The 24,454-nt window shown below is 50.4% G+C and carries 23 protein-coding genes; 6 read left to right on the top strand and 17 right to left on the bottom strand.

Annotation, left to right across the window (positions count from 1 at the left end):
* Positions 1–27: 27 nt before the first annotated feature.
* From J2X61_RS08595 to J2X61_RS08570, 6 genes are all read right to left on the bottom strand, one after another.
* Entirely contained in the window at positions 28–1,059 is a 1,032-nt protein-coding gene (locus J2X61_RS08595; protein WP_310187331.1) for a Gfo/Idh/MocA family protein, read from the bottom strand.
* A gap of 23 nt (positions 1,060–1,082) precedes the next feature.
* The gene (locus J2X61_RS08590) at positions 1,083–2,591 is read right to left on the bottom strand and encodes a type 2 periplasmic-binding domain-containing protein (protein WP_310187328.1); all 1,509 of its coding nucleotides are present in this window, start codon (positions 2,589–2,591) and stop codon (positions 1,083–1,085) included.
* Positions 2,592–2,640: 49 nt separating this feature from the next.
* Positions 2,641–3,522 (bottom strand): carbohydrate ABC transporter permease, encoded by an 882-nt coding sequence (locus tag J2X61_RS08585; RefSeq protein WP_274468895.1) that lies wholly within the window; start codon positions 3,520–3,522, stop codon positions 2,641–2,643.
* A 24-nt stretch (positions 3,523–3,546) separates the two neighbouring features.
* On the bottom strand, positions 3,547–4,440 hold the full coding sequence (locus J2X61_RS08580) for an ABC transporter permease (protein WP_396135419.1): 894 nt from the start codon (positions 4,438–4,440) through the stop codon (positions 3,547–3,549).
* Positions 4,441–4,555: 115 nt separating this feature from the next.
* Positions 4,556–5,353 (bottom strand): sugar phosphate isomerase/epimerase family protein, encoded by a 798-nt coding sequence (locus J2X61_RS08575; protein WP_310187408.1) that lies wholly within the window; start codon positions 5,351–5,353, stop codon positions 4,556–4,558.
* A 4-nt stretch (positions 5,354–5,357) separates the two neighbouring features.
* Entirely contained in the window at positions 5,358–6,299 is a 942-nt protein-coding gene (locus J2X61_RS08570) for a sugar phosphate isomerase/epimerase family protein (protein ID WP_274468892.1), read from the bottom strand.
* Positions 6,300–6,524: 225 nt separating this feature from the next.
* Between J2X61_RS08570 and J2X61_RS08565 the strand changes: the two genes are divergently transcribed.
* The gene (locus tag J2X61_RS08565; RefSeq protein ID WP_274468891.1) at positions 6,525–7,727 is read left to right on the top strand and encodes an ROK family transcriptional regulator; all 1,203 of its coding nucleotides are present in this window, start codon (positions 6,525–6,527) and stop codon (positions 7,725–7,727) included.
* An 88-nt stretch (positions 7,728–7,815) separates the two neighbouring features.
* Here the strand turns inward: J2X61_RS08565 and J2X61_RS08560 are convergent, their stop codons facing one another.
* The 9 genes from J2X61_RS08560 to zwf all read right to left on the bottom strand — a co-directional run bounded on the left by J2X61_RS08560 (position 7,816) and on the right by zwf (position 17,165).
* Complete coding sequence (locus J2X61_RS08560; RefSeq protein ID WP_274468890.1) at positions 7,816–8,523, bottom strand: FadR/GntR family transcriptional regulator; 708 nt, start codon at positions 8,521–8,523, stop codon at positions 7,816–7,818.
* A gap of 76 nt (positions 8,524–8,599) precedes the next feature.
* Entirely contained in the window at positions 8,600–9,961 is a 1,362-nt protein-coding gene (gene gudD / locus J2X61_RS08555; protein WP_310187323.1) for a glucarate dehydratase, read from the bottom strand.
* A gap of 71 nt (positions 9,962–10,032) precedes the next feature.
* On the bottom strand, positions 10,033–10,419 hold the full coding sequence (locus J2X61_RS36320; RefSeq protein WP_379239663.1) for a hypothetical protein: 387 nt from the start codon (positions 10,417–10,419) through the stop codon (positions 10,033–10,035).
* Positions 10,420–10,706: 287 nt separating this feature from the next.
* Entirely contained in the window at positions 10,707–11,543 is an 837-nt protein-coding gene (locus J2X61_RS08545) for a hypothetical protein (RefSeq protein WP_310187318.1), read from the bottom strand.
* A 65-nt stretch (positions 11,544–11,608) separates the two neighbouring features.
* Positions 11,609–12,757 carry an acyltransferase domain-containing protein gene (locus tag J2X61_RS08540; protein WP_310187316.1) on the bottom strand — a complete coding sequence of 383 codons (1,149 nt, stop codon included), beginning with the start codon at positions 12,755–12,757 and terminating at the stop codon, positions 11,609–11,611.
* Positions 12,758–12,949: 192 nt separating this feature from the next.
* On the bottom strand, positions 12,950–13,372 hold the full coding sequence (locus tag J2X61_RS08535) for a VOC family protein (RefSeq protein ID WP_274468882.1): 423 nt from the start codon (positions 13,370–13,372) through the stop codon (positions 12,950–12,952).
* Positions 13,373–13,448: 76 nt separating this feature from the next.
* Positions 13,449–14,063 carry a zinc dependent phospholipase C family protein gene (locus J2X61_RS08530; protein WP_310187314.1) on the bottom strand — a complete coding sequence of 205 codons (615 nt, stop codon included), beginning with the start codon at positions 14,061–14,063 and terminating at the stop codon, positions 13,449–13,451.
* 178 nt (positions 14,064–14,241) lie between these two features.
* The gene (gene gndA, locus J2X61_RS08525) at positions 14,242–15,660 is read right to left on the bottom strand and encodes an NADP-dependent phosphogluconate dehydrogenase (protein ID WP_310187312.1); all 1,419 of its coding nucleotides are present in this window, start codon (positions 15,658–15,660) and stop codon (positions 14,242–14,244) included.
* Positions 15,661–15,680: 20 nt separating this feature from the next.
* Positions 15,681–17,165, bottom strand: a complete 1,485-nt coding sequence (zwf, locus tag J2X61_RS08520) for a glucose-6-phosphate dehydrogenase (RefSeq protein WP_310187309.1) — start codon at positions 17,163–17,165, stop codon at positions 15,681–15,683.
* Between the two features lie 111 nt (positions 17,166–17,276).
* Here zwf and J2X61_RS08515 point away from each other — a divergent pair, with 111 nt between their 5' ends.
* The gene (locus J2X61_RS08515) at positions 17,277–18,155 is read left to right on the top strand and encodes a LysR family transcriptional regulator (protein WP_310187306.1); all 879 of its coding nucleotides are present in this window, start codon (positions 17,277–17,279) and stop codon (positions 18,153–18,155) included.
* Between the two features lie 16 nt (positions 18,156–18,171).
* On the opposite strand, the gene J2X61_RS08510 is transcribed toward J2X61_RS08515, so the two are convergent.
* Positions 18,172–18,567, bottom strand: coding sequence for a hypothetical protein (locus tag J2X61_RS08510; protein ID WP_274468875.1), 396 nt, complete (start codon positions 18,565–18,567; stop codon positions 18,172–18,174).
* 222 nt (positions 18,568–18,789) lie between these two features.
* Positions 18,790–19,827 (bottom strand): metallophosphoesterase, encoded by a 1,038-nt coding sequence (locus tag J2X61_RS08505; protein WP_274468874.1) that lies wholly within the window; start codon positions 19,825–19,827, stop codon positions 18,790–18,792.
* Positions 19,828–20,032: 205 nt separating this feature from the next.
* Here J2X61_RS08505 and J2X61_RS08500 point away from each other — a divergent pair, with 205 nt between their 5' ends.
* The 4 genes from J2X61_RS08500 to J2X61_RS36315 all read left to right on the top strand — a co-directional run bounded on the left by J2X61_RS08500 (position 20,033) and on the right by J2X61_RS36315 (position 24,245).
* Positions 20,033–20,194 (top strand): hypothetical protein, encoded by a 162-nt coding sequence (locus J2X61_RS08500; protein ID WP_310187303.1) that lies wholly within the window; start codon positions 20,033–20,035, stop codon positions 20,192–20,194.
* Between the two features lie 129 nt (positions 20,195–20,323).
* On the top strand, positions 20,324–22,066 hold the full coding sequence (locus J2X61_RS08495; RefSeq protein ID WP_310187301.1) for an ABC transporter ATP-binding protein: 1,743 nt from the start codon (positions 20,324–20,326) through the stop codon (positions 22,064–22,066).
* Entirely contained in the window at positions 22,050–23,900 is a 1,851-nt protein-coding gene (locus J2X61_RS08490; protein WP_274468870.1) for an ABC transporter ATP-binding protein, read from the top strand. The genes J2X61_RS08495 and J2X61_RS08490 overlap by 17 nt, the downstream gene beginning before the upstream one ends.
* An 81-nt stretch (positions 23,901–23,981) precedes the next feature.
* Entirely contained in the window at positions 23,982–24,245 is a 264-nt protein-coding gene (locus tag J2X61_RS36315) for a GerAB/ArcD/ProY family transporter (protein ID WP_396135415.1), read from the top strand.
* Positions 24,246–24,454: the final 209 nt, after the last annotated feature.

Below are 24,454 nucleotides of genomic sequence, written 5' to 3'. Positions count from 1 at the left end.
GTGAATCACCTCACCCTTCCCAAGCTCTTATTGAAGCGCAATGACCTTATCTGTACGCATCGATTCGAAGCAGGCGTCGATCACCTTCATCACGCGGATGATTTCTCTACCGGAAGCAAGCGGTTCCCGCCCTTCCCGAATCGCATCGGCGAACTCCTCCAGCTGCCAGTTGAAATTCGCATTCGAGCGCTCGCACTCCGCCTGCTTTTCCCCATTTACCGTTAGCTCGTACTCATCTTTAAGATGCATCATGCCGTTGGAACCGATCAAGTACCGGTCATAGATACTGTTCTGCGTCGACCAGATCCGTTTGCCTGTCAAGCCTTCCTCATCGGTGGCACGCGCGCCGGCATTGAAGGACATGAGCAGATTGGCCATTTGACCCTCTCCGAAATTCAGCGATATCGCCACCTCATCCTCACCGCTCCAATTCGGATTATTCGAAAGCCCTTGCGCATAAACCGCAACCGGCATTTTATCGTACGCCCATAGGATATAGTCCAGAATATGACTGCCCCAGAGCGGGATAATAAAACCGCCGATCTTGGATTCATCCTTCCACCAATCTGTAGCAGGCTTATCCATATGAGCCAGCAGCAGCGCATTGATATTAATGAGACTGCCGATCTCATTGGCTCTGACCCGCCGTATGGACTCAACTACTGGCTGATGAAATCGGCGGCTCTGCCCGATCATCAGCACAGCGCTGCTTGCTTCGGCGGCAGCAACCATCGCTTCAGCCTCTTGCACATTCATCGCCATCGGCTTCTCGACAAGCACATGCTTGCCGGCTCGAAGCGCTTGTATCGCATATTCGGCGTGAAGATCATGGGGCAGCAGCAGCAGGCAAGCATCGATATTCGGATCTTGCAGCGCATCCTCATACGACGTGTAGACCTTGACACCCTCCCATTGCGATGCTTCCTGCTCCGCTTTGGCAGCGTCGCGCGATACCAGCGCAGCCAGCTCAACTTTGCCGGACAGTTCTCGTACCGCCGGAAGGTGTGACTTGGAGACGCGTCCTAATCCGACAACAGCCAATCTTAATTTTGCTGGCATGGAACTCCCCCACTCCTTTTATGTTATTTGCTGTTTTTTCTAGTCTGGTACGCTTGATTGAACTCCTCAACCATTTTGGTATAGTTCGCGTCCGCTTTCATCGATTTGACCAGGGCATCCCATGACTCGATCGGCTCTTTCCCCATAATCACTTTAATTTTCATATCGTCCATTTTCTTTTTGAAATCAGGACCCATTTTCAGATCGGTATCGGACATCAAGCCGATGGAAACATCCGATATGCCATAATTGGCGCGATCGTCAACGATCTTCTTATTGCGTTCGAACATCGCTTTCGGCATGCCTACGCGGTAAGCCCACAGGTACGGATCGTATTTTTCGAAAATTTTACCGAACGAGCTCTGCGAAACGCTGTCCTTGACAGCTTGTTCCGTCGTCGTTTTGAACCCGTCAACAACGGTGAAATGAATATCCTTGAGTCCATAACACGCGAGCTCAAAGCCTTCCTCAGACGCGCCGTAATCCATGAGCGCCAGAATTTTCTTCATTTTGGCTTCCGGCACTTTTTTCGGGATCAAGTAGAGTCCGGCAAATCCGCTGGACGTGTGAACCATTTTACCGTTCGGCCCTTCCAAATAAGTCATCGCGACGAAATCGGCCTTCGGATCGAGCTTCTGCGCGCCCTCCGTAGCGCGGAAGACGCCTTCCGTCGTGTCCGGTTGAACGCCGACTTTGCCGGCTTTGGCCATGTTCTCATAATCCGTCGTTTTCATGACAGCGAAATCTTCCGGAATGATTTTCTCCTTGAACATTTTGTTCAAATAGAGAAGCCCGTCTCTTGTTCCTGGCTCCATATCGGTATCCACCAGCTTGCCGTTCACATCTTTCCATTTCCCGTTGCTTTTGTTGAAAATATCGAGAACCTTTCCCCAATCTTTACCGTTATACCCATAGGTGTCGTTTTTACCGTTTTTATCCGGATCTTTCTCCGTGAAAGCTTTCAGCGCGTTATAGAAATCATCCATCGTTTGCGGCATCGGCAAACCGACGTTATCCAACCAGTCTTTACGGATATTAAAGAAACTTCCGCCTTGCAGCGGGCGAACGGAAGGCAGAATATACTGTTTACCGTTCACTTTCACCAAATCCATAATTTCTTGCGGATATGCGTACAAGTTCTTGTAATCTTTCAAATAAGGCCCCAAATCCCAGAAGGCTCCCTGCTTGATCAAATTGATCGCTTGAACCTGCTTCATATCTTTGATCTTCATCAGATCCGGCATATCTCCGGAGGCAAGCAGCACGTTCTGCTTCTCCTCCCATGCATTCGGTGAAGTCCACATGATGTTCAGCTTCGTATTCGTGCGTTTCTCGAATTCCTTCGTCACCGGGTTGTCTGCTCCCGGAGGCTCCGGCGTACTGAACTCCGTGAAAATGCTGATTTCCGTCGGCTTCTCATCCTTCGCAGTACCGCTTGCACCTTGGGACCCGGACGTCCCGGAGCAGGCGGAAAGTATTGACGTCAGCATCATGACGGCAACGGACGATGGCACCAAACTGCGTAATGTCACCCTAGTCTTGCCCCTCATAGTAACCCTCCTCATTATTAGGCATTAATGATTATCCTTTCACCGAACCGAGCATCACACCTTTGGCAAAATGCTTCTGCAGGAACGGATAAACGCATAGGATCGGTATCGTAGCGATAACGACGGCAGCCATTTTCAAAGTTTCGGTAGGGATGTTTTGTTCCGCCATCATCTCGGCCGCCGCCGTTCCCCCCGCTTGGGTGGACGAGTCGATCAGCATGTTGCGAAGCACGAGCTGCAGCGGCCATTTGACATGATCGTTGATGTACAATACCGCATGAAAGAAGGTGTTCCAGTACGCGACAGCATAGAACAATCCGAAGGCGGCAAGCGCAGGCAGCGACAGCGGCAGGACGATGCGGAAAAACACCCCGATATCCGTCGTGCCGTCGATCACCGCAGATTCCTCCAGCTCTACGGGAATGCTGTCGAAGAAGCTTTTCATCAGAAGCACGTACCATCCGCTGGTCAGCACCGGGATAATCAGCGACCAAATGCTATTGATCAAGCCCAGATCGCGAACGAGTAGGTACGGAGGTATGAGGCCCGGGCTGAACAAGAGGGTAACGAGAATCATCAGCATGAGCACTCTGCGGCCCATCAATCTTTTTCGTGACAAGCCATAAGCAAGTGCAGAAGTAATGACCAGACTTAACGCGGTACCGACCGTAGCCAGGAACCCGCTGACCAGCGTCGCGTTCTTGAAGGCTGACGTCGATAACAAATATTTGTAGGAATCGAAGCTCCAATGTGCCGGAAATAAAATGAAACCCTGCTTCTGGATATACTCAACCGGATCCGTAAAAGAGACGACAAATACATAGTACAGCGGGAATAGTGTAATGATCGCAATCATAGCCAGAAGAATCACATTCGCCGTATCGAACAGGCGAGTGCCTAGACTTCGCTTCATTCCTCTCACCCCTTCACCGGGAGATTAGTAAACCCCTTCTTCGCCGAACCGTTTGGCCAGCTTGTTGGCGGCAATCACTAGAAGGAATCCGATAACGGATTTGAATAAACCGACAGCGGTACTAAAGCTGAATTGTCCCTGTTGGATACCGATGCGGTATACGTAAGTTTCGAAGACATCTGCCACATTGGATACGGCGCCGTTCATCATCAGGAACACTTGCTCGAATCCCACATCCATGATGTGGCCAAGCCTTAAGATGAATAGAACGACGATGACGCTGCGAATCGCAGGAAGCGTGACGTGCCAAGCCTGGCGCAAGCGGTTCGCCCCATCCATTTTGGCCGCCTCATAGAGCTGGGGATCTACGCCGGCAATTGCCGCCAGGAAAATGATCGTCCCCCACCCTGTTTCTTTCCAAATATTTTGGATCGTCAGAAGCGCCCAGAAATTATTCTCGTTCGTGAGAAAGTCGTATTTGGGGAATCCCAGCTCGACCAGCATTTTGTTCAAAATACCCGACGATTGCGATAGCAGCAAGAACGTAATGCCGGCGATTATTACCCAGGATAAGAAATGCGGCATATAGACGATGGATTGAATCCATTTCTTATAAACGGCATTGCGCAGCTCGTTCAGCAGCAGTGACAGCAGAATCGGCAGCGGGAAAAAGAAGACAAGATTCAGCACGCTGATCGCCAGCGTATTGCGGAACAGCAAGTAGAAATCCGGGTTGGAGAAGAAGCGGATGAAATGCTCGAGACCGACCCACTCGCTGCCCATGACGCCCATATAAGGCGAGTAGTCTTGGAAGGCGATGATGATGCCCCACATCGGTACATACTTGAAAATCAGGAAGAACAATACGCCCGGGGCAATTAAGGCATACAGAAACTTATCTCTTCTGAGACTGTACATAACACGCTTGAATCTGCTCTTCGGTGCGGACTGCGTTAACCCGGTTAATTGCCATTCATTTTGAGCTGCCATCGGATACACCTCCTTCATGAATCGGATCAACTTACTTAAACGGTTATTCGTTCCAGAGCGACTTGGCGTAAGCGAGATCTTCGGCGATGTAACGGTCCTTGTGAGCCAAATCCGTGTATTCCGCCGTTAAACAGATCACCCCGCTATACATCCGTTCCTTCAAAACGCGGACGATGCGCGGCCATTGCGCCATACCATGTCTGCCTGTTGTGAAATGGCGCTTCCATTCCGCCGATTCGGCTTCGGGTCCATTGCTGCGGACGAAAAAGCCATTCTTCAAATTAACCATCGCGAGATGGGTCCATACGATATCGAGTCCATATTCCGGCTGCTGCCCGGCGAAGGCATCATGCGCCGCATCCCACACGACGCCTGCAGATTCCGGGCGGATGTTCTCGAGTAAACGCATAACACCGTTGGAATCGTTGATATAGTTGCCGTAGTGCGGCTGCACGCCGATCTTGACGCCATATTTCTCACAAAGCGGAGCGAGCTCTTCCAGCTTGCGCTTCGTCCTCTCCTCCGTCGCCTTATAGCCGTCCGATTCAATACTTACCATGATGCGGATAAGAGGAACGCCAGCTTCTTCACATGCGGCGAATACCGGTTCCTCCGGCGATGCCGCAACGCTGAAGATGCGGATGTCCTGCTGTGCGAGCTGTGCCGCAAGTGCGGGAAGCGTTCGGTGCGCGGTGCCAGGCTCGACATGAAACCCGGCGCGGATCGGCAGTTCTATGCCATCGAAGCCGACGGCTTTGACGAAGGCACCCAGCTCCGGCACTGATTTGTCATTCCAATGCTTCACGAACAGCGAGAAGGATATAGGGTTTGGGTTCTGCATCACTTCACCGTAGCACTCCTTTATCTGCCGTAATTTGCAGCAAATGCTGCAAGTCGTTGTAGCATTGGCGGGCAAGCTCCGTGTGGGCAGGCAGATCCGAGCCCGGCTTACTGACGCTCTCGATCGTGAGATAACCGCTGTAGGCGATCCGCTCTAAGCCTCGGAATACTTCATACCAGTCAATGCCGCCCTGGTTGATCAGACGATGACAGAAGTAACGTTCTTCCTCGCTGCATGACTTGGGGATCACCCGATGGTACCTGCCGATATGCGGCACATAATCGCTGTATCCGAATGCCCAAGGGTATTCGGAGCCCTTCAGCTCAACGATGTCCTTGATATGGACGTTGAACAGATAAGGCTTTAACCGTTCAATGGTTGATATCCCGTATTCAGTCGGCACTTGATACAGATTCACCGGATCCAGGATCAGACCGACATTGCTCCGCCCTACGCTCTCGAGGAAAGCGATCGATGCATCCGCCGTATCGCACAATGTGCCGTGATGCATTTCGATAACGGCGCGAATATGCCGTTCACCGGCCATATCGGCACACTGTTGGAACCGGCGAACCGCTTTGGCATAATCAGCCTTAGACGCTTCAGCCGAATGAACGAATCCCGGATTCAGGCGCATCATCCCGCAGCCAATCGTTGCGGCGAAGTCTAGATAGCGGGCCCACTTGCGGACTTCCTCCTCGTTCTCCTCTTCCGTATTGCAGGCAAATCCGCCGGCAAACAAGGATAGGTTCGTCGGCGTGAGTTTGTAGCTGTCGAGCATCGCCTTGATTTGCTCCGCCCGCTCTTGAGGGATATGCCCATCCTTCAACTCGCCTACCCCGCGGATCTCAACACCCTCATAGCCGATCGCCGCAGCGTCCTGCAGAAAATGCTCGATTGTGGAATCGTCATACATGTTGCCGCCAAGTACTATCGTCGCTTTCATAACATCCCCTCCATAACAGCGCTTTCATTTCATGGGGATATCATAATGGAATTTTCGCACTTTTGTCAATATATAAATTAAGTAGGTGATAACAAAGCGAATTATCACTCAATTTTAAATATAAATCCGATAATTCACTTGATCTTTGTTTAAATTTTTACTAAATTAGAGTTATAACGGATTCAATTCGACATACTGAACGATAGGGCGACGGTGAAGCTAACGATGATATCTAACAAAAGCGACCAAAAAGGCAGTAAAACGAGCATCATTCAAGCGCTTCGCAAGCACGGTTCCATGCCGCGAATTCAATTAACGAAGATAACGGAATTAAGCCGGGCGACCATTTCATCCACTATTTCCGAGCTGATCGAGTGCAATCTCGTCCAGGAAACCGAGAAAGCGCCGTCCACAGGCGGCCGCCCCGCCATTGCCCTAGAGCTCGTTCCGGGCTCACATGCCATCCTCGGAGCGGATCTGGACAATCAGATCTGGACGCTAGGCATGTTTGATTTGCTGGGGAACGTGCTGGAGATGAGCAAAATTCCGGTAAGCTCCCCGCGGCCGGAAACCGCGGTTCAAGAACTGATCGAACATATTGGCGGTGCCGCCAAAACATCCGGCCATGAGCTGATTCAAATGATCGGCCTCAGCGTGCCCGGTCTGGTTGATACGAAGAAAGGGATTATTAAGAGTGCGGCGGATTTAGGCTGGGCGAATGTTGAGATTGAAGAGATGGTCACCAAAGCGTTCGGCTGGCCTGCGGTCGCCATGAACCGGCACCGCGCCCGCGGACTTGCGGAATGCCGGTTTGGCTCCGGACGGGACTATGCGCATATGATCTATGTCGGGGTCGGTTCGGGCATCGCGGCCGGGATCTTCAACGAGCGCCAGCTCGTATCCGGCTCCTTCGGAGGCGCCGGTGAGCTCGGGCATATTACCGTGGAACCGGATGGTCCGGTCTGCCCTTGCGGCAATAACGGCTGTCTCCACCTGTACGCGACAGCCCCCGCCATCGTCCAGGAAGCCCGCAGATTGCTGCGTGCCGGAGCGGAAGGCAGTTCGTTGAACCGGGTCATCCCCGGCAACGATCTGCAGCTCCTGCAAGCCGGCGATGTGTGCAGAGCGGCGGATGAGGGAGATGAGCTCGCCATCCGCATCGTCACCCATGCCGCCACCTACCTCGGCATCGCGCTGGCGAACCTCGTCAATTTATTGAATCCGGAAGCGATCATACTCGGCGGATCCATTCCAACCTCGTGCGACACTTATGTCAATATTGCTGCAAAAGTAATGCGGCAGCGTTCCATGTCCGCCCTCTCTTCCGGCATTTCGCTGCACACTGCGGTATTAGGGGAAATCGGTGGAGCGCTGGGAGCGATCAACTTTGCGCTGGACAAACATTTTTCATATACGATGATTCAATGAACCCTATCATACTCATGCGCAGCTGAATATCACAAAGCACAAAAAAAGTAACGACTGCCTGTCGTTACTTTTTTTGAATGTTGCCTTATTATTCATTTCCCAGCTCATGCGATTTCAAAATTTTATCCCGCGCATAACTCAAATGCCGGTACATCTGCGTAAATGCCTCGTGCGGATCGCGGTTAACCAGCGCATGATAAATAGCCGTATGAAACCGGACCGTCACATCGCGTTCCCGGTATTTGATCTGCGTATTCATCCTGTCGTACATCATTAAGAGGGAATCAATCATGCCTTCAATAATCGGATTGTTAGCGCTCATAGCAATGATGAGATGAAATTCCTTGTCGATTTCGCCGTAGTCGTCATCCACGCTGTTCGCGATGGCGTCAATCGTAAGCTTCAAACGCTGCAGCTGTTCATCCGTTATTTTCTCGGCGGCCATGGTGACGAGCCCCAATTCCAGCGCCATACGCGCCTCGATCACTGCAGGAAGATTGCCTGCCGCTAACGACAGCATGACGGAATAAGGCTTGCTCCCGATCTTATCGTTAAAATAAGTGCCGCCGCGAGTCTTCCGGGTAATGACTTCCATCGTTTCCAGCGAGCTCAGCGCTTCACGCAGGACCGGCCGGCTGACGCCCAGCATATGGATAAGCTCCATCTCGGTGGGCAGCTTATCTCCAGGCTTGAGCTGGCCGCTGTTAAGCAGCTGTACGATACGCTCCACCACTTGCTTGGATAATGTATTTCGCTTCACCGACTCTACTTCTACGTTTCCTTTATACGCTTCCACCTATGGTCTTCTCCCTTATGTGCCACAACAAGTTTTCCATATTGTAAGACAAATGATGGCAAATAACAACCTGCGCTTACCTCACCAGACAAGGACGCTTGTGATCGAATGTCCAATTCGGTATGTAAAATTGCATCGCAATCGCGTCATCGCGCGCACCCAGACCATACTCCTTGTAAAGCTGATGCGCGTTCTCAATAGCCGCCATATCCAGTTCAATGCCAAGCCCCGGCTTGCTCGGCACGTCCACCCTGCCTCCAGCAATTCGCAGAGGTTCTTTGGTCAAATGCTGCCCGTCCTGCCAGATCCAGTGCGTATCGATGGCTGTAATCCGGCCTGGGGCTGCAGCGGCAACGTGCGTGAACATCGCAAGTGAAATATCGAAATGATTGTTCGAATGAGAACCCCACGTCAATCCCCATTCGTGACACATCTGCGCAACCCGGATGGACCCTTGCATGGTCCAGAAATGCGGATCGGCCAGCGGGATATCGACAGCTTGCAGTTGAATGGTGTGGCCCATCTGGCGCCAATCGGTTGCGATCATGTTCGTTGCGGTAGGCAGACCTGTCTCGCGCCGGAACTCGGCCATGATTTCGCGGCCCGAATAACCGTTCTCTGCGCCGCATGGATCTTCGGCATAGGCTAATACATGGCGCTGATCACGGCATAAGCGAATCGCATCCGCCAATGGCCAAGCGCCGTTAGGGTCCAGTGTAATTCTGGCTTGCGGGAAACGTTCCGCCAATGCGGTAACGGCTTCGATCTCCTCCTCGCCACGGAGTACGCCGCCTTTGAGCTTAAAGTCTTGAAAGCCGTAGCGTTGATAAGCCGCTTCGGCCAGCTTCACAACCGCTTCGATTGTAAGCGCTTCCTCATGACGCAGTCGCAGCCACTCATCCTCCGCATCCGGCGCGCTCAGGTAAGGCAAATTCGTGCGTTTCCGGTCACCGATATAGAACAGGTAACCCAGCATCTCTACTTGTTCACGCTGCTGGCCTTCCCCCAGCAATGCGGCAACCGGGACGCCAAGAAATTGGCCTAAGAGATCGAGCAGCGCAGCTTCCAGAGCCGTAACCGCATGGATCGTCGTCCGCAGATCGAATGTTTGCAGACCGCGGCCTCCTGTATCCCGATCGGCGAATTGTTCGCGAACCCTCTTCAGCATGTTATTGTACGATCCGATTGATTGACCGATAACCAGCCCTCTCGCATCTTCCAGCGTTTGACGGATGTTCTCTCCGCCAGGCACTTCGCCGGCACCGGTATGGCCGGCACTATCCTTCAAGATCACAAGGTTGCGGGTGAAGAATGGAGCATGGGCGCCGCTGAGATTGAACAGCATACTATCGTGGCCTGCAACAGGAATGACCTGCATATCTGTAATGATCGGTGTGGAATGCCGGTTCATGCTTGGCATATTGGGGGCTTGTTCCATAAGGACCTTCTCCTATCATTATGATTTTTGCTTATATGTAATATTGTATGACAAATTACATGCAGTTTCAATCATAGATAATCGAAGACATATAAGAAAAACAGCGTGCAGCCCGTGGCCAAAGGTAGCGCCCAAAGGTAATTCGTATAATGGATCCGCGTCACAATCAGCATGTTGAGATTAAATAGCGTCGACCAGCCGAGATTCCATCCATGGAAATAGACAATTCGGCCATTTTTCCATCCAATCCATTCGACGAGGATAAGGATAAATATCCATTTCACAACGTGGATCGCACGTTTGGTCCATGTGCTGGGATAGGTGGAAAGGTAAATAAAAATAGACATCGGAAGGATAAGGAAGACATGCAGCAAATAGGCACCAGTGTGATTAATGAAATATTCGCCTTGCATTTTCCATATGTGATGATTGTTGAAGGCGAATACTTTGTAAAGCAAGTGGCAAGCGATGACGAAAAGTAATGTAGGATAATATGTTGCGAAGTTTGTCCAATCCCCCCAACGCTTTGCAGCCAGCAGCGCCCAAATAGCGATAGCAATATGGATTTTAATGACCTCCTAATATTTTACATTTACCTCTATTTATTTACAAATTTTCCCACTATAGACCTGCCTGATCCAAATTTATTATTTCAACTTGCCCTTTCGCGCTCCTTAATAAAAAAAATCCGCTGTTTAGCGGATTTACGGTTTCATTTCCATTTTCATTTTTCCGGTTGGCGTCATTATTCCCAACTCATTACGGCTTCCAGCTGCTTTTTCAGCGCTTCCGCCCGGTGCAGATCCTTCGCCGCTTGGACGGCTTCAAAGTCAAGGCGAATTTGCCGGATGAAATCCGTTCGCAAGCGGTTCAGCTGATCTTCGTTCAAGGCGTACAAATAATTACGGACATCTTCATAGACCGGGTACGTGTCCCTGCTTTCCAAAAATGTGAACGCGGACTGCTGATACCATGCTTTCGCGAACTCTCTTAACCGCAACGAAATCGTCTCATTATTTCCCGACATGGCATTCAGCCGATCCGAGGCAATCAATTTCTTATAGTTGACAGCATCGCCTGCCGGATACGTATGCGGAAGTTCATAAAAGCGAATAAGCTTATCAAGCAGTTCGACATACGTTTCCGCGCCTTCTGACTTCCGGTGAAACTGTATCTTGACCGCCGCATGCGCGATATCCTTCAACAAACGGAGGGCATCCGCACGTTCCTGCTTATCGGGTGATGCTGCGAAAAACATGCCCTGCTTACCTGCACGGATCTCCGCCCGGTCGATCGCATCATGCAGCGCTTCCTCGAATTGCTCTTTGCTATGCCGCGCCAATCGGTCAAAATGCTGCATGATATCTTTACTAATGCCAAACTCTCTTCGGATTATCGATGTCAGATCGATTCCGCCGCTGCCTTGAACCAGATTGATCATATCGTGTAAAAACGTATCCAAGTTCTTCGCTTTTTTAATGGCGTTCATCGCATCATCCCGAATCGTATAAACAGCTGCCGCTTCTTTCTTTTGCAAGTCCGCAATGAACTGCTCCATCGCATGCAATAGTGATTGCTCCACCCGTGTCCCACCCTTTTCCATTGGAGTCCTATACTCCTAAGGTGTCCACTTCAAGCAAATTACAATCAGATTTCTTGCTTGTAGGCTACGTTGCCGAATTCACCGCACAGATCGAGAAATACGCCGTGCATATCGAAAATTTCTTTGTCTTCTTCCAAGTATTGAAGCACTTTTCTGCGGAGCGATGTGTCCGGCTTCGCATCCTTGACCTCGGTCAACTCATTGAAGACGAAATTCCATAAGAAACGCACCGAACCTGCGGTCGGATACAGGTAGAACTGCTCCTGGAACTTGACGATATTGCTCGAAGAGGGCAGCATCTCACGAAGCTGCGGCGTAAATAGCCAAGTATGGCATACCATCCCTTTGGATTGAACCTCCGGAAAGTAGGCTGCAAAAAAAGCCTTCGCTTCTTTATAAGTTTCTTTGATATGGTCCATATCAAATGCTGTGTCTCTTGGGATGTGGATTTCGAACATTGTATCGCCCTTATCCAACACTTTGGTCCATTCGTCCCTTTTCAGCTTTACTTGTTTGTTCATGCCTTTTCCTATGGGGGTAACCGGATTCCCTATGAAATAGTCCTCGGTTTCTTCATATTTCGTTACAAAACCATCGTCCGTCTTCTCTTTTTTGCACACGCCCTGCATATCGCCGTTAGCTCTTAACTCCATCCCCTCGCCGCACAAGAGCAGGAAGGCCTCTTCCTGCGCATTGTAGAAGCCTTTGACGACACCGGAGAACGGCATCGGCATGAACTGCATGCCTCCGATTCGGAACATTCTCGCTTCCAGATGTCTCCAGATCCAGCTGAAATTTCTGATGGCGTAGTAGCCTACCAAATTGTAAGCGTTCTGCACCCATACACCGATGTCTCTTAACGTTTCGAAAAATAATTGTTCGCTGAGTCCTCTCTCGGCATACCTTTGTTCCGTGAGGGGCAGTCTTTGAAGAGCTGCATGCAAATAAAGGAGTGAAGCTTCATTACCGAAAACTTCTTCAACGTAAGGATGAATCGTTAATGGCTCCCAAACCGTCGTCCAATGCCCGCTTTCGATGTAGTTCATATAAAATTCTTTATAAATATCCATCAATTTCGGATCATGGTTCAATCGGTTGGCGATACCGACCAAGAGCTCGGTCGCCCCTTCCGGCATCTTGATTTTCCGGCAATAGTGCTGTGTCAATTCAGGCGATAGCAATACATATTCCATTGGCGCACCTCTCTCTATATATCTATCTATCATTATATCCGATTTCGGAAGATTGCACCAAGCTAACGAGCGATTAATGAAAATAAACTCCAACGCCACCTTGCGGGCGGTGTTGGAGTTTCCTTCCCTTATGCTATGTAAGGAACCATTCACTCAGCGAGTTCGTGTTTCCCTATCATCCTATGAAAGTGATTATAGCTTATGATCGCCTGTACTTTGGAAAAACTCGATAATCTCGCCATTCAGTCCTTTGACGAAGGAGATGCGCACAGGTGTCGGCGGCGTGTTGCCGAGCACGGCATTTTTCGGCGCTACCGTCACGACAGCCCCTGCCTCTACAGCCACTTGCGTTGCGGCATCCACATCATCGGTGCGGAACGCTACGTGAAAGTAATACCCTTCCGGCTTCGGTTCATCGGAACCGCCGGCGAAAACCTCCAAATAGTTGCCGTCCCCTGTATCCAGCAATACAATACGCTTATCGCCTTCGCCCCATGCTTGGCGAAGCTCGAAACCTAATCCTTCGGTATAAAACTTAACCGTCGCTTCAAAGTCATTCGCTCTCAGCGCGACATGATGAAAGCCGCCGCCGCCGATTTTGTTATTCGTGCCCACGATAGAATGCCTCCTTAGGATATGTAATCTTCCTGACTACCCCAGTATATCCCATTGTCCAACGATAGAAAATGAGTTACCTGGAGGTAAGTAGGCGTTTCAAATGCCAGATGCCTAAATCGACGGATGTCTCCAAATAACCGACAATCTGTTCGAAGGTGAAGACATTGAGTTTCTCATCCTCCACTTTCTCATCGTAATCCATATCACTTAAGACATGCGGAATGAGATTTTGTACATCTACGGATTTTACCTCATGAAGATCCATCATGCTCGGCAATTCCCGGAATAGGGAACGCAATTCGTCTTGATATCCGTAATAGGTCAATAACTTCCCATTCAGTAACCGGAAATCATTGTGGTAGACATGCAGCACGTCTTGGTTAGCTTCAATTCTGTTCCGCAGCCATGGCAAATAAAAGCCTTTCAACCATACGTGGTCAGCGAGTAAATGGGTGAAATATCCCCAGATGTAAGGACTTTCTGCATATGAATCGTATTTATATATAAATCCGTTGTAATCAACGCTTCTTGAGTAATCGCGTACATCCCCCGTGAAGAAGTGCGAGGCGTCCTTAGGTGAAACGGCATCCGGAGCAATGTTTCCAAGTACGAATAACGCTCTATCCTCTATCGCCAGACGCTCTGCAGTACGAAGCGCAATCATCACGTGCATCATTCTCGAACCCACATCATCGCCTCCTTAAAGTGCCGATCTCCACTCTAAGGAACATCTTACCATTAATCGTCGAAGTGCAGTACCGTCCATCATAAAAAAGCACTCCCGCGCCGGAACCATAAAGCTGACAGCTTCATGGCACTTTCGCAGAAGTGCATTGGTTTAACAGATTGAACGCGATACAACCCTGTTATTCGTTATTTTCCATCCATTGATAATGGAAGCTTCCCTTTTGGTCAACCCGTTCGAACGTATGCGCCCCGAAATAATCCCTTTGCGCTTGCAGCAAATTAGCCGGCAAACGCTCCGTCCGGTAGCTGTCGTAGTAAGCCAAGGCCGAAGCAAAGGCAGGAACCGGGATCCCTCTCGTTACGGCGATCGCGACAACTTTACGCCAAGCATCTTGATAGTTTTGAACAATTTCGCCGAAGTATTCGTCCAGCAGCAGGTTTCTTAGCGCTGGGTCACGGTCATATGCGTCTTTAATATTTTGTAAAAATCCTGCGCGAATAATACATCCTCCGCGGAAAATCATCGCAATGCTGCCGAAATTCAAACCCCATTGGTATTCGTCCGATGCAGCTCTCATTTGTGCGAAGCCTTGCGCATACGATGCGATTTTGCTGGCGTACAACGCCTTGCGGACCGCTTCGATGAACTCCTGGCGATCCCCGTCGAAGCTGGATATCGCAGGCCCGTTCAACCGCTTGCTCGCGGCTACGCGCTCTTCCTTCATCGCCGAGATGAACCGCGCAAAGACGGATTCGGTAATGATGGATAGTGGAACTCCCAAATCCAAAGCGCTTTGGCTTGTCCATTTTCCCGTTCCTTTTTGTCCCGCTGAATCGAGAATGACATCGACCATTGGTTTGCCGGTCTCAGGATCGCGCTTCGCGAAAATATCCCCTGTGATTTCGATCAGATAGCTATCAAGCTCGCCTTTGTTCCATTCGGTGAAAATATTATGCAATTCGTCTGCATTCAGGTGCAGTACATCCTTCAGCAAGTGATATGCTTCGCCAATAAGCTGCATATCGCCGTATTCGATTCCATTGTGGACCATTTTGACATAATGGCCGGCTCCGCCTTCTCCGATGTAAGTCGAGCAAGGGTCACCGTTCACTTTGGCCGAAATGGCAGTCAAGATAGGCTCAACCAGCTCATACGCATCTTTCTGGCCGCCGGGCATAATCGCAGGGCCATGCAGAGCTCCCTCTTCGCCGCCTGACACGCCGGCTCCGATAAAACGCAGCCCTTTCGCCTGCAGTTCTTTATTTCTTCTTTGCGTATCCGGGAAATAGGCGTTCCCGCCGTCGATCAGAATATCGCCTTCACTTAGGTAAGGCACGAGCTGATCGATCGTATCGTCTGTCGCTTGTCCCGCTTTGACCATAATCAATATTTTACGGGGGGGTTCCAGCGATTGGACAAATTCTTCGATGCTGTAGGTACCTACCAAATTCTTACCCTGCGCTTCCGCTACGAGCTCATTCGTTTTCTCTGGCGAACGGTTGTACAAAGCTACCGAGAAGCCTTTGCTTTCGATATTCAAGGCTAAGTTTTTCCCCATGACGGCCAGACCGACAACGCCAATTTGCTGTTTGTTCATTGTAAGGACCTCCTTGTCAGTTAAGCGAAGCTTTTTACTATATGAGTTTCGTTGTTCGCCGTACCTGAAGCTTCGTCGTCGAACCACCAATGATCGCCGCGGCGCGCTAGCAGGTGATCGGACTCGACAGGTCCGTATGCTCCGGCAGGATAAATAGACAGCGGCAGCAGATTTTGCTCATAAGCGTCTAATAGAGGCTGCACCCATTCCCACGACAACTCGACTTCATCCCAATGTGCGAAATACGTTTTATCCCCTTTCAACGCATCGTGAATGAGAACTTCGTAAGCTTCCGGCGCACCGGCTGGCAAAGCACTTAGTTGACGCCGAGCAGGCTGCTCAAGATTCGTATTTTCATTGCGGGCGTTGCTGCTTTGATCGTAAATGCCTTCATTGGAACCAATCTCTATGATCAATAGATCTTTGATCGTGCCCTCGGTTTTGAATTCGATCACGATCCTCGTCGTCTTCTCCTTCAGCCGCTTACCCGTTCTGATGTAGACCGGTGTTTCCTTCCAGAACGGATCGTCGATATGGAGTCTGGCTGCCAAGTACGTATCATTCCGAGAATCTGTCGCAATGCCCGGTTCATCGGTATAGGCGGCAACCGCGTTGCCATGAATTTCCCCGGAGCCGTACTGCCCGCGGATCACATATTCACTCACTTCATTGACCGAAAGCGGCCGCAACTGTTTCACGACTTGCTTCTTCAGATTCCCAACGTCCTGAACCGCGCTTCGGTTCGGCAGCTCGATCGCAAGCATCATGAGCAATTGAAGCATGTGGTTCTGGAACATGTCGCGGATTGCGCCTGAACGATCGTAATAGGCCGCTCTTTCTTCCACGCCCAAGGTTTCGCTCGCTGTAATTTGCACATTGGCGATCTCGCGTGTCCCCCATTGCAGCTCATCGATGGCAGCGTGAAGCAGTTGGCCCATCTGCTGAACCATCGGTTTGCCCAAGTAATGATCGATCCGGTAAATTTCGGTCTCATCGAAAGCTTGGTTCAACTGTTCATTCAGCTGTCTGGCCGACGGCAAGTCGTGACCGAACGGCTTCTCGATGACCAACCGCTTCCAGCCGCTTGCAGAACCAAGACCGCTGGCATGAATATTTACCGCGATCGTCTCGAAAAACTCAGGTGCTACGGACAAATAAAACAACCGGTTCGGCACCATGTTCAGCTCTTGTTCCCGCTGCTCGACGAACCTCAGCAGCTTCGTATAGTCTTCTTTACGGCCAACATCCAGAACATGATAACGGAATGCACGTAGGAATCGGTTGATGGATTCAGGATCCTGTTTTTCACTTTGAATAAAAGTATGAAGAGACTTCCGGACGCTGGCCTGAAACGTTTCATCCGTTAGCTCTCTTCTCCCCAGACCAATCAAGGTGAATGATTGCGGCAGCTTCCGTTCGACGAATAAATGATACAAGGCAGGGTAAATTTTCCTTTTGGCTAAATCCCCTGTCGCTCCGAATAAGACAAATGTGGTTGGCTCCATCCTGCATTCTCCTTCCAGACGATAAGCTCTGGTGTCTTGATGTTCATTCAACTATAATACGAATATCATCTATCTGATGAATACATATTACAGGAGCTATAGATCAAATCTATGAATAACAATTACGAATTGTACAAAGTATTTTATTGGGCCGCGAAGACCGGCAGCTTAACTCAAGCAGCAAGCGCCCTATATCTGACCCAACCGAGCGTCAGCCATGCCATCAAACAGCTGGAAAACAGCTTCGGTCTCACCCTATTTTATCGGAATTCCAAAGGTGTAGCGCTCACCCAGGAAGGTGAGGTTCTGTATTCCTATATCGAAAAGTCTCAGATCTTGATCTCGCTGGCCGAGAAGCAGATGGCTGCGCTCAAAAATCTGGACAGCGGCGAACTGCGGATCGGCGGAAGCGATTCATTGTTCAAGCATTACATGCTTCCGTATTTGGAAACCTATCATCAACAATATCCGGCCGTCGGCCTTCACCTGAATCACGGGACCACTCCGGAAATCATCGCTCTCTTGAAGGAAGGGAACATCGACTTAGGCGTTGTTCGGATGCCGATCTCCGATCCCCAGCTCGAAGTTAGGGAAAGCATCCAACTGCAGGACTGCTTTGTTGCAGGATCTCGTTACTCTGAGCTTAAGGGTATGATCCTTACGCTGGATATGCTGCTTCAATACCCGGTTATCTTATTCTCCCGCAACAGCCGGGCCCGAATGGCCATTACGGAATTATTTCAAAGCTACGGTCTTAACCTCAAACCGGAAATCGAGGTCGGCAGCGTGGATCTTCTCATTGAGCTGGCGCGCAAAGGACTTGGGATCTCGTATGTGACGAGAGAGTTCGTAGCCAAAGAATTGGAAGAAGGAACTCTCTTCGAGATTCAATTGGATGTGCCGATACCGCCTGCACACGTAGGCATCATGATTATGCGCAACATGCCGCTATCCGCTACGGCAAGCAAATTCCTTGAACTTATTCGATGAAACGATCCGCGGCGGATCAGGCGGAGATTCCGGATAACCAGCCGACCGCATTGTGAATATCCTCGATTTCGTGATGGAACCAGGCAGGCAGCTCTTCTCCTTCGGCATTGCGCATATCGATGGCAGTTATCGTCTGGTCATGATGAACGGTAGCCGAATATTGAATGCCTGCCTCATGAAGTCTTGGAAGCCAATCTTCGGACAGCCACTTCGCGTCTTCCGCCGAAACCAGAATATGGCTGTTATCGGACAAAGCTTTTTTCGCTTTTTTGTTAACGGCCAATTCAATCATTTTGTTTAAGGGCACTCGGAAATCTTCCCCTTGCGCATAAGAATGCCAACGAATCACAACGGCTTCAATGACATCGTCCCAGAAAATATGAGCTTTATTGGAAGCATAAAAGTGTGTCATGTGTAATCACTCCCAGTCACTAAGATTTCTTCTTCGTAACTCCACTATAATACTTTTTGCTTCTATACAAGTAGTTAATATATTTAACAGGATATATAGACCTCATCTATGGCCAATGGCTAATAGCGCAAAAAAAGCCGCCGGAATACCGGCAGCTTCGATGAAATACTAGTCATTTGAATAAATGTATAAGGGCTCTCGGTTATATATTACATCTTGTCATCAGACAATCGGAATGGTGTACTTAGCCGATTCGATCCAAGTGCGGTCGGAAAACTCGCGTCCGCGGACGATGACTTCTTTCTCATAAATTTGAACATACATCCCTTGGGCGACATTCGGATTATCCGAGCTTCGCGTTTTGCCGACGGAGGCGTTGTTTAACCAGTGGAACGTGTTCTGAGTGTTGTAATGATTTTCTGTTGCAAAGTTGCGGTGCGTATGTCCGGACAATACAAAAACATTTCGATAGGGCTTCAAAATTTCCCTAAACGCTTTGGCCCGGATCATTTGGTGCGTTCTCCCGTCCATATCAGGTGCCGGTAATGGCTGATGGATGAATATGACAGCGGGCTTCCCGTCCTCGTGCACTTTCATGACATTCTCCAGCCATGCCAGCTGCTCATCCGAATACCAAGCGCCCTCTCCGACCTCCGGCTTTTCCTGTGCATAGGCCTCTTGAGACATCAGAATCAAATGAATATCATTCACCCAAATATCCTTATAAGGCTTATCCTTGTATCCGAAAAACTTCATGAAGCGTTCGCGGGCCATCGCGTCGGTCTTCCCGTTCGGCAGCGTATCGACCGACCACTCGCCTTTGCCGTTAATCCAAATATCATAATAATCGTGATTGCCCATATTCCCGTGGATAGGCGGCAGTTTGTATTTGTCCAGAATGTTGCGCAGCAGCTTGTAATCCTGCTCACGGCCCATGTCGGTCACGTCGCCTCCGAATACGATCGTATCGACCGGCGATTCGAAGTCGCTGATATCCTTCAAAGCCGAGTGAAACTTATCGGTCATGGCGGAGACGCCATTCGAGAGGTGTACATCGCTGAGGAGGAAAAAGGATAAGAGCAGTTGATTCGTTCCTGGAGCCGTCGGCGTAGGTTCCGGCGTGTGACTTGGCTGCGCAGGCGGTGCGGCAACCGATGCTTTCTCCCGGCTCTTCAGAGCTTGTGTGAGCAGGAAGCCTCCTCCTGTTAGTGCGGCTGCAGCTGAAAGCAATCTTTTGAGAAACTGTCTTCTGGATATCATGGGACTGACTTCCCCTACTTTCTTCTGTATGACCCTCTCGCTTTCGTACCGGGGTAATGAGGCTGAGGATAATTAAGCTTATTATAACATAACGATGAGACCATTTTTACCATCCACGTGTTTCATAAAAAGAAATAGATAATTATTTTATAGCATGTTAGCATTCGAATTGTACCAAATAAATCTATAAAAGGAGAATTTAAACATGGACTTTCAGGTGGAATTCATTCCGGATTCGGAACACATCCAACAAGCATGGTCTGAACTATTTCCAGCTTTACGCAGCAGTTCTTATCAATTGGATAACAAACCTATTCTTGAGCGGTATACGTACGGGATGCTTGACAACGATTACTGCGAAATTTGAGTGCCCGTGCGCCCTCTATGATGAAAGGCAAGGTTCAAGCCCGTTAATTCTCCGGTTTTAGATGACATTTTGCCAAAATGGGAGTATCGTTCAAGGGAGAGGTTGAACACGGAATGAGGAGTGTGCACGATGGGTTTTATGAAAAAGTATGTCACGAAGCACTGGAAGCTTTTTCTGGTTGCCGTCTTTTTCGTCACGATGGAAGCGTTTGCCGATTTGCTTCAACCGATGATCATGTCCCGCATTCTGGACGTTGGCGTCGCGGAGAATCGAATGGATTACGTGCTTCGCTTGGGGGGAGTGATGCTGCTGATTACAGCCTTCGGGGCGGTCGCCGCATCGCTTCGCAATATTGTCGCAAGCCGTGTATCACAGAAGTTCGGTACGGAGCTGAGAGGGGATTTGTTCGACAAGATCCAATCCCTCTCGTTCACGAATATCGAGCGATTCGAGCGCGCATCGCTAATCACGCGTCTGACGAACGATGTGACTCAGGTACAGAACTTTGTCAACGGTCTTATGCGCATCTTTGTCAAAGCTCCCCTCCTCTGTATCGGGAGCCTGATCATGGCGGTGCAGCTTAATCAGCATCTTGCCGTCGTGCTGCTCATCGTCGTCCCGATTGTCGGCGTGCTCGTCGCGCTGAACTTGAAAGTAGGGTTTGCCCGATTCGTCGGCGTACAGAAAGCGCTGGACGGCGTTAACCGCATTATGCGGGAATATTTGTCCGGCGTTCGGGTTGTCAAAGCGTTCAATCGGTTTGATCATGAAGCAGGCAAATTTGAACAAGCGAATACGGACTATCAGAACAAATCGATTCAAGTTACAAGGCTGATGGCCATCTTCAACCCCTCCATCCTGCTCACCGTCAATTTCGGCATTGCAGCCGTCCTCTGGCTTGGCGCATGGCGGGTTAACCACAATCAAATGCAGGTCGGACATATCGTCGCTTTCGTCAATTATATGACGCAAATTTTATTTTCCTTAATGACCATCTCGATGGTGTTCAATATGTTCGTCCGGGCCAAAGCATCCGCCAACCGGATCGGAGAGGTGTTCGATCAGGTGAATGCGATGAGCTGGAAGGCTGAGGCTTCTTTGCCGGAGCGCCCGGTGGGCCGAGTTGAATTTGAGAACGTTACGTTTGCTTATGAAGGCGCTGCAGGAGAGCCTGTACTTAAGCAAATCAATCTGACATGCCTTCCTGGCGAAACGATAGGCATCATCGGATCTACGGGGTCCGGCAAGAGTTCTCTTGTGAATCTCATCCCCCGCTTCTACGATCCGTCGGCGGGCCAGATCCGTGTGGACGGCATCGACATCCGCGAACTGGATCCGACCCAGCTGCGCGACCGCATCGCTATCGTGCCGCAGAAAACGATTTTGTTCAGCGGGACGATTGAAGAGAATTTGCTCTGGGGCAATGAGCAAGCGACACATGAGGATATTGAGCAAGCCGCTCGTATGGCTGATGCGCATAGCTTCATCTCGACGTTCCCCGAGGGCTATGAAACGAAGCTTGGCCAGCGTGGAGTGAATCTATCCGGTGGTCAGAAGCAGCGTCTTTCGATCGCTCGCGCACTGGTTCGCAAACCGGATATTTTGATTCTCGACGATTGTACAAGCGCGCTGGACACCGCAACGGAAACGAGAATCAAACATGCCTTGAAGCAGTTCGCTGCCGGTGTCACTTGCTTCATGATCGCCCAGCGCATCACGTCGGTCATGGATGCGGACAAAATCGTCGTCATGGACGACGGCGAAATCGTCGGCATCGGCACCCATGAGACGTTAATGAGCAGCTGTCGCGTGTATGTCGAAATCTTCCAATCGCAATTCGGAAAGGAGCCTCATCATGTCAAAGCCGAGTGATCATTCGCGCCAACAAGCCCCTGACGTCCCGCTCATTACGGCTCCGATCGCACGCGGGGGCCGCACGCCGGCCGTAAAACCGAAAAATTTCAAAGGCACCTTGCAGCGCCTCTGGTCCTATATTGGAACGGAGCGCAAATGGTTGACCATCGTATTTCTATTCATTGTGGCGGACTCTGCGCTGACGCTGGCAGGTCCCTATCTGATTGGCGTAGCTGTCGATGCTATGGCCGGCGGCAAGGTCGATTACACGGTTCTTGATGTGACGATGATCGTCCTCGTCTCCACCTATATCGCTGACGGAGGACTTACCTTCCTGCAGAGCTGGGTCATGGCCGGGCTGGCCCAGCGCGTCGTGAAGCGGCTGCGGCAAACGATGTTCGCGAAGCTGCAGAAGCTGCCGCTTGCTTATTTCGACGGACGTTCCCATGGCGATATCATGAGCCGGCTCTCGAACGATATCGACAATGTCAGCAACTCGATCTCCCAGTCGACAACCCAGTTAATGACGGGATCCATCGCGATTGTCGGATCGTTAGTAATGATGCTGGTGTTAAGTCCGCTGCTTACGCTGGCTGCACTGATTACCGTTCCGCTCGTATACTTGCTGGCAAGAACCATCACGAAGCGGACTAGCCAGTTGTTCAAAGATCAGCAAGCTCAGCTGGGCAAACTGAATGGTCATATTGAGGAGACGATTACCGGCCTTCTCGTTGTGAAAGCATTCAACCGTGAGCGGAAAGCGATCGACGAGTTCAACGCGGTGAACGGCCGGTTGTACGAGGTTGGCTTGAAGGCGCAGATCTGGTCCGGCTTTCTGATGCCGCTCCTCAGCGTTATCAATAACATCGGCTTCTCCGCCGTTGCGATCGTAGGCGGCGTGCTGGCCGTGAAAGGCCACATTACGGTCGGTGTCATCGCGAGCTTCCTGAGCTATTCGCGCCAGTTCGTAAGGCCGCTTAACGATATTGCGAACACGTATAACGTACTGCAATCCGGCGTTGCGGGAGCCGAGCGCGCATTCGAAGTACTGGACGAGGCTGAGGAATCCGATGATGAACCCGGCGCAGTCGAGCTTCAGAAGCCGATCGGACATGTGACGTTCGAGAACGTTACTTTCGGGTACCGCACGGATACGCCGATTCTGAAGCAAGTGAGCTTCGATGTGCCTGCCGGCAGCAGCTTAGCGCTGGTTGGCCCTACAGGCGCCGGCAAAACGACGATCGTCAACCTGGTGACCCGGTTCTATGATGCGACGAGCGGTACGATCTTGATTGACGGCCGGGATATCAAATCGTACACCCGCGACAGCCTGCGGCGCACCTTCGGCATCGTGCTGCAGGATACGTATCTGTTCTCCGGGACGATTAAGGAGAACATCCTCTACGGCAAGCCGGATGCTACGGATGCGGAAGTCGTCGCAGCGGCGAAATTGGCCAACGCGGATGCGTTCATCAGCCGTCTGCCCCAACGTTACGATACGCCGCTCTCCGAGAATGGCGGCAATCTTAGCCAAGGTCAGCGGCAATTGCTTGCCATTGCCCGCGTGATCCTTGCCGATCCCTCCATTCTTATCCTGGATGAAGCGACGAGCAGTATCGATACGCGGACGGAGCTGCATATTCAGGAGGCTCTCCTGTCCATCATGAAGGGCCGTACCAGCTTCATCATCGCTCACCGGCTGAATACGATACGGGATGCGGATACGATCATGGTTATTGACCGCGGCGAAATAGCCGAACAAGGCAATCATCACGCATTGATGGGCCGGGATGGCACCTACTCCCGCATGTTTGCCAATCAATTCAAAAATTTCCACAACGCATTGGAATAATATGCGTATACCAAAGCCCCGGCATGCCGGGGCTTTTCTCTGCTTGATCAATGATACTTCCGACCGGTATCGATCATCCTCATGTTGTTCTTTTTCACCGACAACAAACCATCCGCCTCACGCGCGATTCTTTGGGGTACCGGAGTATCGATGTTCTGGGGCGTCTTAACGACGATTGTTCTTCTCTGTATGACCGGACCGAGTATGGCCGCACAGTTGGTCGTTCCCGTATATTCGTTCACGAAATACATATCCATTCTCAATTTCGTTCAAAATATCGATGCGTTCTACATTCCAATGTGGCTGATCGGAGCCTCAAACTATCGGTTTGCCTGTTCATCTTGAGCTATGGATTATCGGAGTGGATGGGATACACAAATTGGAAACTCATAGCGGTTGTAGTCACGGTCCTCTTGTTGCTTTATGTCATCTATACCACACATCATATTCGCCTATCCTTTGCGATAGAAAACTCGCTGCTCATCCATATCTACTATCCTTGCGTATTCCTTGCAATCCCTTTGCTTTTATGGTTGATCGACAGTATACGAAGC

The organism is Bacillus sp. 3255, from assembly GCF_031456485.1.
Taxonomy (GTDB): Bacteria; Bacillota; Bacilli; order Paenibacillales; family NBRC-103111; genus Paenibacillus_E.
This window is presented reverse-complemented; position numbering and strand designations above follow the sequence as displayed.